The organism is Companilactobacillus formosensis, from assembly GCF_005405305.1.
In the GTDB taxonomy this organism is placed as follows: Bacteria; Bacillota; Bacilli; order Lactobacillales; family Lactobacillaceae; genus Companilactobacillus; species Companilactobacillus formosensis.
Genome location: NZ_BJDU01000006.1, coordinates 39,086 through 55,005, shown reverse-complemented (window position 1 = coordinate 55,005; position 15,920 = coordinate 39,086). Strand labels below are relative to the sequence as shown.

Below are 15,920 nucleotides of genomic sequence, written 5' to 3'. Positions count from 1 at the left end.
AGTAGAGCCCTTTTAATCTAAGCTAATTTAATTTCTGGTCTGATTCCAACGTCATCTTTCAAAGCTTTTTTCAGAACCGTTACAATTACTACACCCAGTACTGCTACGAAAACAATCGTAAATATAACGCCGAATATTTGTAAGCCTAACAATTTAAATCCACCACCGTAAAATAGACCATTCGTAACGACGTTTTCATTAACCGATTTAGTTGCAAATAAGCCAACACAAATTGAACCAATTATCCCACTGACACCATGGCATCCAAAGATATCCAGATAATCATTTAGATGCAATTGATATTTCAAGAAATTCATAAAATAAAAACTACTGATAGAAGAAATTATTCCAATTAAAAACGATCCTAAAACCGTTACATATCCAGTACCCGGAGTAATTCCCACTAGGCCACAAATACTACCTGTACAAATACCACTCAAAGTAACTTTGCCTTTATACATCTCTTCCAAAAAAATCCAGGTAATTAGAGCGCTGCAAGCTGCCACCGTAGTCGTAAAGAACGCATTGATAGCTTGGAAATTAACTTTTAAAGCACTCCCCGCATTGAAGCCGTACCAACCGATCCATAAAAGGACTGTTCCCAACAGTATCCATAACGGATTACCTTTAACTTGTTGCTTATATTGATATGGTCCACGTAAAGTAATTGCCAAAATCAACGCTGTAATACCAGCGTCAATGTGAATAACTGTTCCTCCTGCAAAATCCAATACACCTAACTTAGCTAGAAAACCACTACTCGACCAAACGATGTGAGCTAATGGATAATAAATCAAAAGCGACCACAATAAAACAAACAGGATGACGAATCTAATCTTTACACGACTAGCCATTGCCCCTAAAAATAATGCTGGTGTCAAAATTGCAAACATCATTTGAAAAAGTAAATAGACTGCAGTTGGCAATCCCGTCTGACCAAAAGTAGACGATAAGTCTATTCCTCTCAAAAAGAGATGGCTGAAATTACCTATTAACCCTAAATTATCTCCTTCAAATGAAGCTGAAAATCCAACGATGATCCACAATATTCCTGCTAATCCAAACATCAAAAAACTGTCGAATAAAATTCGGGTAACATCTTTGTGTGGTACAAAGCCACTGTAAAAAACAGCAATGCCAGGTACCATTATCCAAACCAACATAGTTGAAAGTATCATAAATACTACATTCATAGAAATCACATTCTTTTCACTGAAATTAACTATTTATTTTCAGTATTGTATTACGTTTTTTATTTCATGTATAACAAAAAGAATTACTAAAAAATGACAAAATCATAATAATTTTTAAATAGTTATAAAAAAACTATAATATAACTTGTATAAACACATATGATGAATTTTGAAGGAGCACATCATGAATAAAAGAATGTCATCACTGTCTACCTTGGGTATGTTGATTACTCTAGGTATCGTTTATGGCGATATTGGGACTTCGCCACTCTACGTTATGAATGCCATTATCAATGACGCTGGCACGATGGCTGATACCAAACCAGAGTATATTTTGGGCAGCGTTTCATTGATATTTTGGACATTGATGCTAATTACCACATTAAAATACGTTTTAATAGCTATGAAAGCTGATAACAACAATGAAGGTGGAATCTTTGCTCTTTACGCCTTAGTCAAAACAAAAAAATGGTTGATCATCCCTGCCTTGATTGGTGGTTCTGCCTTACTTGCTGATGGTACATTGACCCCTGCTGTTACCGTTACTTCCGCTATGGAAGGTGTCAAAGGACAACAATTTGGCAATTTCATTTTCTCTAACAAACAATCGACCGTTTTAGTCATCGTAACGATAATCTTGTTAACCATCTTTATCATTCAAAAATTTGGTACTGAAAAGATTGGTCGTTCATTCGGTCCAATCATGCTCATTTGGTTTAGTTTTATCGGATTAGCAGGACTATTCAATTTGTTAGGTAATTTAAGTGTCCTCAAAGCTCTTTCGCCAGTCTACGCTATTAAAGTTTTATTCAGTCCTGTCAATAAGACTGGTATTTTTATTCTCGGCAGTGTCTTCTTAGCCACAACTGGTGCTGAAGCCTTGTATTCTGATATGGGACAAGTTGGAAAACACAATATCTACGCTACTTGGCCTTTCGTCTATACAATGTTGATGTTGAACTATCTGGGACAAGCAGCTTGGGTCATCGCTAATTTTCAGAATAAACAGTACAACCATATTTCTGGCATCAATCCTTTTTATGAAATGTTGCCTAGCGATTTCAAAATCTTTGCCATTATCATCGCTACTTTAGCTGCCATCATTGCCTCTCAAGCTTTGATAACTGGTTCCTATACCTTAGTTCAAGAAGCAATTGGTTTGAAAATATTACCTCGTCTCAAAGTTAAATTCCCTGGTAAAGTGCAAAGCCAACTCTATATTGAATCAGTTAATTGGTTGCTCTGTGCCATTACCATTAGCATCGTTTGGGGCTTTGGTACTTCGGAACACATGGAAGCCGCTTACGGTTTAGCAATCACTTTGACAATGCTAATGACGACTTTACTCTTGCACCAATTCTTAATTATGAAAAAGCACCCTCTTGGAGCAAACATTTTCCTAGTTGTTTTCTTTGCCATTGAAGGATTATTCTTGATTTCCAGTTTGGTCAAATTCATCCATGGTGGATACGTTACAGTAATCATAACGATGGCAATTCTAGCAATCATGGTTATTTGGTACTTTGGTAATAAACGCCGTGATGCTCATATGGCTGAAAGTGAAAACGTCAATCTACTCGACTTCATCCCTCAATTGGAAAAACTCAGTCAAGATTCTTCAATTCCCACTTACGCCACGAATCTCGTTTACATGACAAAATTGGGCAAGGATTATTCCATCAAACGTTCGATTATTTATTCGATTTTGGATCAAGATCCCAAACGAGCCAAAGTATACTGGTTCATTACTGTCAACCAAACCGCTGCCCCTTATGAGTGCAATTACTCAGTTGATATGATGAATACGAGAAACGTCGTCAATGTTACCTTAAATCTTGGTTTCAAGAAGTCGCAACACGTCAATATTTATATTCGCCAAATTATTAACAGTCTATTGGACAAAAACATCATCGACCAACAAGCACCAACTTATTCGATGATGCCCAATCGTCGTGTTGGTTCCTTTAAATTCGTCATTCAAAACCAACAATTCCAAGACCTTGGAGCACAGGTTTATATGAGCGGTCTCGACAGAATGTTAATTGGTGGCCGACTCCTACTTCAAAACATTACCGTTCCTCCTGCCCTTTGGTATGGTCTGGAATTTAGTGATGTGGTTGAAGAAAAAGTCCCACTATTCTTGGGCAATCACACTGACCAATACTTAACTGAAAAAGAAATTCGTCATAATGTTAAATAAAAAAGAGACCAAATGGTCTCTTTTTTATAATACTTGTGCGCCTAAACTGGCTTTGAAATGACCTAAAGCCCATTCGTGTCCAGCTTGATTAAATGATGCCACAGCATTTTCATGAACGATAATATTGTAGTTTAAATTGTAGGCGTCAATTGCCGTATGTAGAACACAAATATCGGTACAAACGCCAACTAGATGTAGTGTATCAACCTTTCTTTCACGTAATCTAATATCAAGATCAGTTCCGGCAAAGGCGCTATAACGGGTCTTATCAAATAACTTAACTTGCTCACCATCGCTATGTTCGTCATACCAATCTTTTAGACTACCGTATAATTCTCGTCCCCAAGTTCCACGAACATTGTGAGGTGGGAAAAGTTTTGTTTCCGGATGATATGGGTCGTTTGGTTTATGGACATCAGTCGGGAACCAAACGAAATCATTATTTTGATACATTCTTTCTGCTAAATCGAAGATCTTGGATTCAATTGCCTGACCTGGCTCTTTACAAGTCAAAGCCCCATCATCAGCTACAAAATCATTCGTATAGTCGATAATCAGTAATGCTTGATGTGTAGACATAATTTTCCTACTTTCTTCTAAGTATTTAGTTATATCAAAATTATTCAAAATAAGTATTCAGAAGTCAATTTATCCAACTCTTTGTAAAAAAAATTTACATTCAAACCTGTGTTATAATCACTCTAATTAGAGGCTAGGGGCGTTAAATCATGCATAGAAAATATCGTGAACCTATCAATAAAAAATATTTAATTATTTCATTGGTTGCCGTATTAATTTTCGCAACTGTCTTATCTGTTTTCACTTTTAAAACATCTAATCAAGCTACTACCAAGGCACCAACGACTGAATACAAAGCTATCAGAAAAAGTCTTGATCACAAATTCAATCAAAATGGCAAAGTCGTCACGATCAAAGAGGATCACAACATCAATGACGATACGAGCAAGCATCCCCACACCGTTATTGTCGTTCGCCTAACTGACAAGCAGACTCAAAAGTATTTAAAGGCTTCTTTTGAAGCAGTCCAAAATAACCAAGCAACTGACGACCAAAAAGATTATATTCGTGCTTTACAAAATATCGTCGCCAATCAAGCTAAGAAACTGGACAACAATTATGATGTTATACAATTTGTCTACAAAGATGGTAAATCATTCGTTCCAGTAGCCAGCTCGCAAAAAAATCGCAATTTAATCAAACTCGTCAGTACAAAGTAAAAAACGACCAATTTGGTCGTTTTTTTTTACATAAAGGGATCATTTCTGCCCATATAATAACCTTCGTCGAACCCAGCATCATAATCACTATTGCCTAAATCTGAACCACTACCGGGATGATTATGCATATACTTCCAAATTAAGTAAATAGCAAGGATGACAACTATTGTTCCCAATGTGTATAAAATTCTATTTCTAACTCGTTTTATATCAGCAATTTCTTTAGATTTTAGTTTCTTCGAACTCTGAGCAACATCTTGCAACTTAGGTTCCAACCGAGCTGCTAACGCAAATAAAGCTTTCACTTGTGTGTCCTTATTATTGGATTTAAAATCATTTGCCAATCCTCTTCTCAGTTTCCAAAACATTAAATCAGTCACATAACGATCAGCTTGTTCAGACGCACTGAAAAAGATCTTTTTATCTTTTAAATCTAAAATTAAATAATTGCTTTCATTATCAATATCGTCATTGTCTAAACGCATATCGATGTATTTTTCTCGGCCATACAGGAGATAACCTATGTTAGTGCCAATGTTGCCAATAATATTAGAGGATGCATCACGTGAATCAACCTCAGCACCAGTCATTTGCACAAAATCATTGATATCAGTTGAATCGTCAAAAATCAAAACGTATAGTTTTTGTGGATGAACGCCAGTATAAATATCATCGTTGATTGCATCAAGCTGGTCATATTGAGCATTAGTGATAAATTCTCTATTTTCATAAACGTAGTCACCTGTATTAGGTCCACCAAGCCCATCCGCCTGTACATCCTGTGTCGAATACAAAATACCGATAAAAGCTAACAACATTGCCAGTAAGTATCTTAGTTTCATAACGCACCCTCCATACTTAGACAATATCACTTAATCCTTAATTTGGGACAAAAATTAGGCAATAAAAAAATCCCAGATTTATCATCTAGGATTAAAAAGTTAATCAGCGTCGTTCTCGCTCTCTTCTTCTTTTTTCTTAGTTGTTGTTTCATCGAATGTGATAATCTTTTGGGCAATTTCTTGAGGTTTTTCCATCATAGCTAAATGACCGGCACCCTTGATATCTTCTATTTGTAAATCAGGTACACGACCGATTGAAGCTTTAGCATCTTTGATTCCATTTTCTGTTAAGATTTGGTCCCCTTCACCAAACATGGCTAGCGTCGGAATCTTAACTGCACGCAAACGTTTATTTAAAGCTTTTTCTTCCAAATAATCCATTGGCATTTTTTGCAAGAACTTAGCTGTCTTGTGATCGACCAAATTAGCCGCTTCATCAACGATTTTAGGATTTTCCAAACTGCTACGGTCAAAATCCTTATCAAAGTACAAAGCAGATTTTACTGGCGATTTAGCAAGCTTACCTAATAATGGAATACTTGCTACAGACGAATGAGCGTCCATGTCAGCGTATTTATCGTTAGCAGGTGTATTTAATAGGACTAGCTTAGAAATCGTAAAGCCACGCAATTCTGCCATATTTACGGCAACTAAACCACCGACACCATAACCAAAGATAACTAATTGATCAGTAATCTTTAATCTAGCGATCGACTCTAACATGTTCCATGCTTCTGCATCGATCGTATAGTGATCATTTTTAGCCTTAGTTGATTTGCCTTGACCTAATAAATCAAGTGCTACAACGGTATATTTGTCTTTTAGATAGGGAATAATTGAGTTGAAATACTCAAGGGAACCACCAAGACCGGGTACTAGAACGATAATACTCTTAGTATTGATGCCTCTAATTAGATTTGTGTTTACACTGCCCTCAGATGTAGATAATATTTTTTCCAAATTTTTCTGCCTCTTTAGTTTTTTCTCTTATTAAAAAATATACCTAACTTGTGAAGATTTTGCATTGATTCTAGAAATTTTTAATTTATTTTTATTTAATGACACTATTTTATTGACAATTTACTAAAAATGAATTAGATTGGACTAGACCAGAAAGATAGAGATGGGAGATTAATAAGATGAACATAATTAAAGTAAAAGATCAACAAATGGGTGGAAAAGAAGCTTTCAACTTAGTTAAAGCTGATATCGAAAATGGTGCAAAAGTTTTGGGATTAGCAACAGGTAGTAGCCCAATTACACTTTACAACGAAATGACAAGCAGCGACATCGATTTTTCAAATATGACATCTGTTAACTTGGATGAATACGTTGGTCTAGAAGCTGATAACAAACAAAGTTACCACTACTTCATGAATGAACACCTATTCAGCAAGAAACCTTTTAAGAATTCATATGTTCCTGATGGTTCAAATCCTGACGCAGAAGCTGCTACAAAGGCTTACGACAAGATTATCGAAGACAACCCTATTGACCTTCAAATTCTTGGTATTGGTAGAAATGGTCACATCGGTTTCAACGAACCAGGCTCACCATTTGATGGCAAGACTAGAAAAGTTGGTTTGACAGAATCAACAATCGAAGCTAACACTCGTTTCTTTGATGATGAAAAAGACGTTCCACGCTTTGCCTACTCAATGGGTATCGGCTCAATCATGAAAGCTAAGAAGATCGTTCTTCTAGCTTACGGCGAAAACAAAGCTGACGCTATTGCTGCTACTGTTGACGGTCCTGTTACTGAAGACTGCCCAGCAAGTGCTTTACAAAACCACCCAGATGTAACAATCATCGTTGATGAAGCTGCTGCATCAAAACTTAAATAATTGATAAATATAACGATAGTCCTAATTAATTTTAGGGCTATTTTTTTTCGCAAAAAAAGCATTGATAATTATTATCAATACTTTTTGTCTATCATTATAAATTAGCTTTAATTTCTGTAACGATTTGTTCTGGCGTCAATTTAAATTCATGCCACAATTCATCTGTAGTTTCATGATCATTGAATCGTTTAGCAGCACCAAAGTTTAGAGTACGCATCTTAGTATTGCCATAGAAACGACTTACTTTTTCACCAAAACCACCGCTCAAGCTAGCTTCTTCTAAAGTAACTACTAGTTGATGATTTTTTTTCCAAATCAGTTAACGTTTTTTCATCTAACTCTGAAACATCACGTGGATCGATCACTGTTGCATCAACGTCAAGCTGTTGTTGAACTTCTTCAGCCAAAGGCAACAAACTGCCGACACCTAGAATTGCGACTTTTTGACCAGAATGCAAAATATTCATTCTATGTGCATCAAAATCAGCTAATGGTGCCGAATGAACATCATTACTTGGAACTCTGATTGCAACTGGACCATTATTTTGGTGCAAAGCATAATGCATCATAGCTTGTAATTCTTCTTTAGTTGTTGGAGCTAAGTAAGTTAAACCAGGAATATTACTCAACATTGCTAAATCAAAAATTCCTTGATGAGTTGGGTCTCCAGCACTGATACTTCCCCCAGAAACCATAATCGTAACTGGCAATTTGTTGATACCTAAATCATGTGACAATTGGTCATAAGCCCTTTGCAAAAATGTTCCTGATTCAAAAGCAATTGGACGTAATCCCATCTTTGTTTGACCAGCAGCCAAAGTAATTGATTCTTGTTCAGCAATACCAACATCAAAATAATTCTTAGGGTGTTTTCTGCCAAAGCGTTTCAAATCATACATTCCAGGAATGGCAGCTGTAATAGCTGTAATTGGTGTACCTGCTGTAAATTCTTTTTCTAGTTGATCGTGAATCACATCAGTATATGTTTCTCCAGTTACTGGATGTAAAGTTTTTCCAGTAGCTAGATCAAATGGTACATGCCAGTGAAAGGCTTCTTTGTGATCGACAGCTGGTTGATAACCATGTCCTTTTTCCGTGTGAACGTGTAAAACGATAGGGTGATCAATGTCCTTGATTTCTTTGAACGTCTCTAACATCGTTTCTAGATCATTACCTTTTTCAACATAACGATAGTCAAGTCCCATAGCTTTAAAGATGTTGTGAGAGCTTTGACCGTTAGTTTCACGTAATTCCTTGAGTCCTTCATAAAGACCACCGTGATTTTCAGCAATTGCCATGCCATTATCGTTGACTAAAATAATCAGATTAGATTTTAAAGTAGCAGCAATATTCAATCCTTCCAAAGCTAAGCCACCAGATAATGAGCCGTCACCGATCACCGCCATAACGTTACCAGTTTCACCTTGCAAATCTCTAGCACTAGCCATACCGGTTGCTAAAGCTATCGAAGTTGAAGTATGACCAATATTGAAGAAATCATGAGGACTTTCTTCCGGTTCCGTATAGCCACTGACATCATCAAAATGTTTCTTATCAAGCCATGCTTGTTTTCTACCTGTCAAAATCTTGTGAGTGTAAGACTGATGTGAAACATCCCAGACAACTTTGTCGATTGGTGAATTAAAGATTGTATGAAAAGCAATCGTCAACTCAACCACACCCAAATTTGGTCCGACATGTCCTCCGGTTTGACTAACTTTATTTAATAGTACGTAACGTATTTCAGCAGCTAATTTTGTTAGTTGTTCAAGTGATAGTTTCTTCAAATCAGCTGGTTCGCTAATTGTATTTAAAATTGGTGTTTCCATTAGTTTCCTCGTTTCTTTAAATATCGATAAATTAATTCTAGGCCCTAAACCTAACTTTAGGTCAAGAAATAAATCAAAGCTTATTGACAAAATATCTTAACGACAAGTAACCTAGTAAAGTTGTGTTAATTTTTTAGGTGGTATTTATGGATTATGAAAGAAAAATTATTTAAAAAAGCCGACTACAAACAATTTGTAGCTGGCGATGCTCAATTTGAAAAAGTTTTAACGCGAAACAATTTGATCTCCATGGGAATCGGAGCCATTATCGGGACAGGAATCTTCATTCTACCCGGTATTGTCGCCTATGGAACTGCTGGACCGGGAATTACGGTTTCCTTTATCCTAGCCGCAATCGTCTGTATTTTGACAGCGATGTGTTTTGCAGAATTATCTTCGACCTTTCCTGTAGCCGGTAGTACTTATTCATACGGCAGTATTATCTTCGGTCAATTTCCCGGTTGGCTGATTGGTTGGGCTTTGTGTTTGGAATACATTTTAGGAGTATCAGCTGTCTCTTCAGGATTTTCGGCTTACTTTGTCAGTCTGTTCAACAGTTTTGGCATCATCCTTCCTAAAAGTCTCGTTGGACCATTTGATCCTAGTCACGGTAGTTTTATTAATCTACCAGCAATAATCGTTCTACTTTTGATTTATTTTCTTTTGCGTCGTGGTATTCAAGCTTCGACAAGAATGAACACCGTTATGGTTTTCGTCAAAATCGCCGTTGTTTTAACCTTTATCGGCGTAGGTTTGTTTTACATTAAGCCAGCCAATTATCATCCTTACTTCCCAATGGGAGGTTTTGGTGTTGTCAAAGGAGCTGCCTTAGTTTTCTTCGCTTATTTAGGATTTGATGTCATTCCATCATCAGCACCGGAAGTTAAAAATCCTCAAAAAAACATTCCTATCAGTATCATGATTTCATTAGCCGTTTGTGCATTCTTGTACGTTCTTTTATCTTTTGTTTTGACCGGAATGGTCAATTATAAATCACTCAATTATGCTGATCCTGTAGTATTTGCTTTGAATTATGTCAAATTAGGTAAATTAGCCTTCTTGATTACTATTGGAGCTTTGGCAGGGATGTTTACTATGATGCTCAACACAGTCTACGGTGGTTCACGTCTAATTTATGCTTTGGGCCGTGACAAAATGATTCCAGAAGCATTCGGTAAAATCGATAAAAAAGCTAAGATGCCTATTTTATCTCTCAACACGATTACTATCTTGGCAGTTTTATTAGGTGGTTTCGTATCACTTAACGAATTAACTAGTTTAGTTAATATCGGAACTTTAGTTTCCTTTACGTTCGTAGCTTCAGGGATCATCAAATTACGTCATCGTAAAGATGTTCCCGATAGTGAATTCAAAGTTCCCTTCTATCCTTGGCTACCAATCATTTCAGTTATTCTTTGTGTTTTATTGATGACTCAAGTAAGTATCAATTCTTGGATAACCTTCATCGGTTGGTTTGCAATTGGTGTAGTTGTCTATTTCACTTACGGATACAAAAAGGTCAACTGAGACCGTATCGTTATAACGGTTAAATCCGAGTAAAGTCCTCAAATGTGTTTTGCCATTCCGGACTAGAGGTTTTATTTCTTATATCAATAAATTAAAAGCATCTACTTAGATAAAGTGTGCAGCATGCGATACACACTATATATCTAAAGTAGATGCTTTTTGAATTGCACGAAATAAATAATAAAAACGTTATAGTCGGTACTGAGCATCCACAAAACGTAACGGACGACGACGTCTAACAGTAACCTAACTAAAAGCGAGATTCTTTTAAGTATTATTTAGCGACAGTCTTAATCCATTCATCCAAATCATCAATATCATAATTTTCTTGAATCTGTTTCATCATCGTATTCAAAGTAATGCTATTCATTGTTGTTTTTAAAGTATTCTCAATATTATCCATCGCCGAACTAACCGCACAAGGCTCTAATTTAGGCTTGTCTTTATTTAAGAACTGCACCAGCAAGTGTTGACTAGCAAAAACCTTTTCTCGACCTTCGATAGCCATAAAGACCTTATAAAAATCAATTTCATCAAGTGGTATTGCCAAAGAAAAACCACCTAGCTTACCAGGAGACGATTTTACTAATCCTTCCTTTACTAGTGATTTAATTGTTTTTTTCAAATACGAGTGTGATACATGAAGCCGTTCACTTAGTGCCAAAGAGTTGATATGCTTGCCCTTTGGTAGCCGAGATAAGATTAACAAAACATAAATAGATTGTTCCCAACCTGATGATATTTTCACTTGACACACCTTCTTCATAAAACTATTATCGTTATTAGGGATACATTATATCCCTAAATGATTTGATTAAACATTTGTCTTAATTTTATCATCTAATATGTTGATTAGAAAGTGTTTCTGAGGGGTCAAATGAACACTTCTAATGCACATAACAATAATAGTTCGTGGAAAAGAGGAAGTAAATATGCAAGTAGTTTTAGGTTCTGATAAAGACGGATTTGAACTAAAAGAATTCGTTAAGAATAATTTGACTAAGCAAGGCTACGATGTAATCGATCTTACACCTACTCCTGCTAAGGACTTTATTGAATCCTCATTGGCAGTTACTCATAAGGTTCTTGAAAGCGGTATTAAAAAAGCAATTATGTTTGATGCTTATGGTGTCGGTAGTACTATGGCTTCCGATAAAGTTAAAGGTATGGTTACAGCCAACGTTGAGGAAGAACGTACTGGCCATATGACAGCTTTACATAATGGTGCTAAAGCAATTGCCATTGGTTCTGGAATTGTCGGACCACAATTAGCTTTATCAATTATTAACCGTTACTTAAAGACTGATTATGCTGCTGGTAGACACCAAGTACGTCTAAATATGCTTGAGGAGATGATTTAATTATGGCTACTGATAAATATGACTATGATGAAGATAGAGCTCAACCTGAGTACGTTGATCCAAAAATTGATAAGCACACTATTGTTGCTTTAGCTAATGATCACATCGTAACTGATCTAAAGATGTTGATTTCTGATCACTTAAAGTCTGAAGGCTATCGGGTCTTAGATGTCGGAACTTACGATCATACAAGAACTCACTACCCAATTTATGGTAAACGTGCTGCTGATGCAGTAAACGACGGCCGTGCTGACTGTGCTATCGTTCTTTGTGGTACTGGTATTGGTATCGGTACTGCTGCAGATAAAAATGACGGTATCCGTGCTGCAATCGTTGGTAATATTGCTCAAGCTGTTTATGCCAAGGAACAATTGAATGCTAACGTTTTGGCCTTTGCCGGAATTGTTTTAGGACGTGATTTTGTTTTCGATATCGTTGATTATTACTTAAATGCTAAGTACAAGCCAGACGATCACAATAAAGATTTGATTGATAGAATCAACAAGATTGCTACACCAAATCCTGATCAAACTGACAACCCTAATTTCTTCGACAGTGAAAATAAGAAATGGGCTCAAGGCATTTATCACGACTAACTAAAAAATTAATTATATTTGAATTTTACCCCCAAAGTTGTTCTAACTTTGAGGGTATTTTTGTGTTATTTACTATGCTTAGAATCTTTGCTAGGTTTCCAGCAACCATAAGTTTAATATCAAAATTGAAAAGAGGAGATAACGATGAAATTTGGCAATCATTTGAAACAAGAACGACTACAACGTAAATTTACTCAACAAAAAGTAGCACAAGATTTACATGTCTCTCGACAAACTATTTCCAGTTGGGAAACTGAACACAGCTATCCCGATATTGATAGTCTGATTCGTTTGAGTGACTACTACCAGGTTTCATTAGATCAACTTCTCAAGGAGGATACTGGTATGACCGAATATTTGAAAAAACAAGAAATCTTGCAAAGCATTAGACCCATCATTTGGATCTTGACAGCAATCGACATTATATTCCTGGGCTTTCTCATGCTGAGCCTGTTCGATATTATCAAGCTAACAGCTTTAGTCAGCATAATCATTTTTATAATGGGACTCTTAAACATTACCGCTATGATTATTCTTGCTCGTTTTAAAAATAAAATTGAAGAAAGGTCCAACAATCAATCTATCGCTTTGAAAATGGTGCCTTTTCTAACCGTTCTATCTTTAATTGCTGCTTTAATACTCTACTTTGCTAATGAATATAAATTCTCTGGCCTTTTCACAGGAATATTTGCTGGTCTTTTAGTAATTATGATAGTGAGAAAATTTAAAAAATAACAAAATTCTATTTTTGTCGTACAGAAGCAGTTTTTTTATTAATTACGTATAGTAATCCAGCTACCACTAAGATAATTACCCATAACTGAATCGGAAAGAAAAATATCAAGAAAATTCCGCCAATGATTGGTGAAACCATTTCTGACAAAAATGTCGTAGCCACTACTGCTACAATCAGCAATTTATCAAAGTTTGGTAGCAACTGAGCTGCCGCAAAACCTAAAGTCATTGCCGCAAAAGTTAATGGAAAAATATCTCCTCCACGCCAATTGAAATTTAAACACCAAGCGAGGAAAATCAGTTTTAAAATTGCCATTCCAATCAAAAATAAAGCTGTCCTTTGTGACCAGTCACCTACCAATAGATGCAAACTATGTTGACCTGAAAATAGTAATTCTGGCTCTAATAAAACAATAACTATGATTCCTAAAGCTCCAATTGCTACTTTCACTGACAAGGACAAAGAAATATTGGACATTTGCTTAGTAAAAACACGATCTCCCCACTTGCAAATTCGAGCAAAAATCATTCCGAAAATCATTAATACCGGTACAATCCAAATTTGTTTTACATTCCAATTAGTTTGCCCTAGCTTGGTCACAAATGATGGTTGATCAGTTTGACGTAATAATAATCCGAAACTAATGACACCGTTGAGAGCGAATATTCCATACAATATTTTCTTCTGTCTAACGATTTTGGTAGCTTTGGGAGCTATTTTTTGATCATATTTTTGTCGATATGCAAAAGGATTGAACAATCGTTGCATGCGTTCATTAACTTGAAGCTGTTTTAATTCATCGTAGTGAAAATATAAGTAACGTAAATTATCAGCTTGCCAAATTGACAGCGAAATAATGGCGCTTAATAAGGCCGCTTCTGGTCCAACTCCAGCTCCAAAAGTTAAAATAACCAAAGTAATCAATAAATTAACGAAGACATCTTGATAATCAATTGTTTGACTGGTTTTTAACTCTACTATTGAATCATGAGCTGTTTTAGGAAGATTTGGCCATTTTTTCAAAAGAAAATACAAAATAAAACTACCAACTACTACCAACAAAATCTGTAGTAATTGATTATTTGTCATCCAAAGTAATTGATTATTTGTCATCCAAACTGACTCCGACAATAAATTTTCAATTATTAAAAATAAAGCTGCAATCACACCGATAACAGCACTTAAAATCAATCCATAACTAACTAATGCTATTCTTTTTGTCATTTGTACGCCTTTTAAAAATTTATAAAATTATAAAAAAAACTCCACATAAAATGTGAAGTCTTCGTGATAAGGTGCATCGATTTTCCAAACGCTAATGCGCCAACCAAATTCCCTTATCTAGGTTTGGCACCGCCAGTAGTATGACATGCTTTCCTAGTACAAGTCAATTATTTTTTAAACTACAATTAGTTACTTCTCATTTAAAAAATCGGATTCTTTTTCAATCTTCAAGAGTTTTCGATCTTACTACATCAAGCTTTTATTGTAATTTGTTCCACATGGAACATCTTGTAGCAAAATTCATATCTACCCCAAGATATTGGGTCAATTATTTTTGTAAGGATTTCACCAAATCAAAACATAATTTATGACTTAAAATGGACGATTCTGGACTTACTGGATTATCTAAATGTTCACTCACAGCTTTTAGAAAGGCACGAATAATCGGATCAAAGCCTCTTGTTACTAAAGTCTCTTCCCAATCTGGACGTGAAGTTTGTGTCGTCATCCCAGTTTGGAAAGTTTCCAAAAGATTCAAGTTCGTTACTGTTTGACGTGTTGTTGATCCTTGAACAGTCGACAATTCCAAGTTGCTGCCGCCGACCATATTCGTAATTACCTGAACGTGACTCTTTTGACCTTCAATTGTGATATAACCTTGTTCCAAATCACCTTCGTCATTAGTTACTACAAAGTTATTCACTCGTTCAATTTTTTCATCCATCAAATAAAGAGCCGTATCTACTGAATGAATCATCAAATCAAAAATAGCAAATTCTGCTGGTTGGGGCGAATTCTCACGAATTTTTTCTGAGACAATTGTTCGCTTATCAGAAATTTGTTTCAATTTTTGATCAAATGGTGCGAAACGGCGGTTGAAGCCACAAGTTAGCATCAGACCCCTGGTTTCAGCTAATTTATACAATTCTTCAACCTGATCCAAATCTTCAGAAATTGGCTTATCAACATAAACATTAATATCATTATTTAGCAGCTGTTTAATGATTTCATAATGAGTTTTAGTTGGCGTATGTACAAAAACTGCCAATGGTTTCTCAGCAATCAATTCATCAAGTGTTTGATGGAAGTGCTTGAAACCATACTTAGTTTCCAACATTTTACCTTTTTGTTCATTTCTAGTAGTTAAATGCCACTCAAATTTATCTTGTAATGTAGCCATAACTGGTAAATAAGCCTTTTGTGCAATATTTCCTAGACCGATGACTCCAATTTTTTCCATACTATCACCTCTTAAAATATTTCCTGAGATATCTTTCGAACAAATCCAAAGGATTATCTGTAATCGTTTTCGAAACATCTATTGAAACAA

At 35.7% G+C, this 15,920-nt stretch carries 14 protein-coding genes and 1 pseudogene; 7 read left to right on the top strand and 8 right to left on the bottom strand.

What is annotated here, in order from left to right:
• Window positions 1-17: 17 nt before the first annotated feature.
• Window positions 18-1,193 carry an ammonium transporter gene (locus tag FFM65_RS08045; RefSeq protein ID WP_119316930.1) on the bottom strand — a complete coding sequence of 392 codons (1,176 nt, stop codon included), beginning with the start codon at window positions 1,191-1,193 and terminating at the stop codon, window positions 18-20.
• 184 nt (window positions 1,194-1,377) lie between these two features.
• On the opposite strand from FFM65_RS08045, the gene FFM65_RS08040 reads away from it, so the two are divergent.
• Window positions 1,378-3,393, top strand: coding sequence for a KUP/HAK/KT family potassium transporter (locus tag FFM65_RS08040; RefSeq protein ID WP_174795670.1), 2,016 nt, complete (start codon window positions 1,378-1,380; stop codon window positions 3,391-3,393).
• A 24-nt stretch (window positions 3,394-3,417) separates the two neighbouring features.
• On the opposite strand, the gene FFM65_RS08035 is transcribed toward FFM65_RS08040, so the two are convergent.
• Window positions 3,418-3,972 (bottom strand): cysteine hydrolase family protein, encoded by a 555-nt coding sequence (locus tag FFM65_RS08035; RefSeq protein ID WP_119316929.1) that lies wholly within the window; start codon window positions 3,970-3,972, stop codon window positions 3,418-3,420.
• Window positions 3,973-4,121: 149 nt separating this feature from the next.
• Here FFM65_RS08035 and FFM65_RS08030 point away from each other — a divergent pair, with 149 nt between their 5' ends.
• Entirely contained in the window at window positions 4,122-4,631 is a 510-nt protein-coding gene (locus FFM65_RS08030) for a hypothetical protein (protein WP_119316928.1), read from the top strand.
• A 26-nt stretch (window positions 4,632-4,657) separates the two neighbouring features.
• Here FFM65_RS08030 and FFM65_RS08025 read toward each other — a convergent pair whose 3' ends face one another.
• The gene (locus FFM65_RS08025) at window positions 4,658-5,473 is read right to left on the bottom strand and encodes a hypothetical protein (protein WP_119316927.1); all 816 of its coding nucleotides are present in this window, start codon (window positions 5,471-5,473) and stop codon (window positions 4,658-4,660) included.
• Between the two features lie 99 nt (window positions 5,474-5,572).
• Window positions 5,573-6,433 carry an alpha/beta fold hydrolase gene (locus tag FFM65_RS08020; RefSeq protein ID WP_119316926.1) on the bottom strand — a complete coding sequence of 287 codons (861 nt, stop codon included), beginning with the start codon at window positions 6,431-6,433 and terminating at the stop codon, window positions 5,573-5,575.
• 179 nt (window positions 6,434-6,612) lie between these two features.
• Here FFM65_RS08020 and nagB point away from each other — a divergent pair, with 179 nt between their 5' ends.
• Entirely contained in the window at window positions 6,613-7,317 is a 705-nt protein-coding gene (gene nagB / locus FFM65_RS08015; protein ID WP_119316925.1) for a glucosamine-6-phosphate deaminase, read from the top strand.
• A gap of 94 nt (window positions 7,318-7,411) precedes the next feature.
• Here the strand turns inward: nagB and FFM65_RS08010 are convergent.
• Window positions 7,412-9,146: pseudogene (locus tag FFM65_RS08010) on the bottom strand (1-deoxy-D-xylulose-5-phosphate synthase).
• A gap of 153 nt (window positions 9,147-9,299) precedes the next feature.
• Between FFM65_RS08010 and FFM65_RS08005 the strand changes: the two are divergent.
• A complete protein-coding gene (locus FFM65_RS08005) occupies window positions 9,300-10,673 on the top strand; it encodes an amino acid permease (RefSeq protein WP_162897845.1) in 1,374 nt (457 codons plus the stop codon).
• 274 nt (window positions 10,674-10,947) lie between these two features.
• On the opposite strand, the gene FFM65_RS08000 is transcribed toward FFM65_RS08005, so the two are convergent.
• Window positions 10,948-11,421, bottom strand: coding sequence for an RrF2 family transcriptional regulator (locus tag FFM65_RS08000; RefSeq protein ID WP_059074788.1), 474 nt, complete (start codon window positions 11,419-11,421; stop codon window positions 10,948-10,950).
• Between the two features lie 184 nt (window positions 11,422-11,605).
• On the opposite strand from FFM65_RS08000, the gene lacA reads away from it, so the two are divergent.
• The 3 genes from lacA to FFM65_RS07985 all read left to right on the top strand — a co-directional run bounded on the left by lacA (window position 11,606) and on the right by FFM65_RS07985 (window position 13,365).
• Entirely contained in the window at window positions 11,606-12,034 is a 429-nt protein-coding gene (gene lacA, locus FFM65_RS07995) for a galactose-6-phosphate isomerase subunit LacA (RefSeq protein WP_057813448.1), read from the top strand.
• Window positions 12,035-12,156: 122 nt separating this feature from the next.
• Complete coding sequence (locus FFM65_RS07990) at window positions 12,157-12,630, top strand: RpiB/LacA/LacB family sugar-phosphate isomerase (RefSeq protein ID WP_059074790.1); 474 nt, start codon at window positions 12,157-12,159, stop codon at window positions 12,628-12,630.
• A 144-nt stretch (window positions 12,631-12,774) separates the two neighbouring features.
• Window positions 12,775-13,365: a helix-turn-helix domain-containing protein gene (locus FFM65_RS07985; protein WP_119316924.1), complete on the top strand. Its 591-nt coding sequence runs from the start codon at window positions 12,775-12,777 to the stop codon at window positions 13,363-13,365.
• Between the two features lie 7 nt (window positions 13,366-13,372).
• Here FFM65_RS07985 and FFM65_RS07980 read toward each other — a convergent pair whose 3' ends face one another.
• Both FFM65_RS07980 and FFM65_RS07975 read right to left on the bottom strand, forming a co-directional pair.
• Window positions 13,373-14,590, bottom strand: coding sequence for a chloride channel protein (locus FFM65_RS07980; RefSeq protein ID WP_119316923.1), 1,218 nt, complete (start codon window positions 14,588-14,590; stop codon window positions 13,373-13,375).
• Between the two features lie 328 nt (window positions 14,591-14,918).
• Window positions 14,919-15,830, bottom strand: a complete 912-nt coding sequence (locus FFM65_RS07975; protein ID WP_119316922.1) for a Gfo/Idh/MocA family protein — start codon at window positions 15,828-15,830, stop codon at window positions 14,919-14,921.
• Window positions 15,831-15,920: the final 90 nt, after the last annotated feature.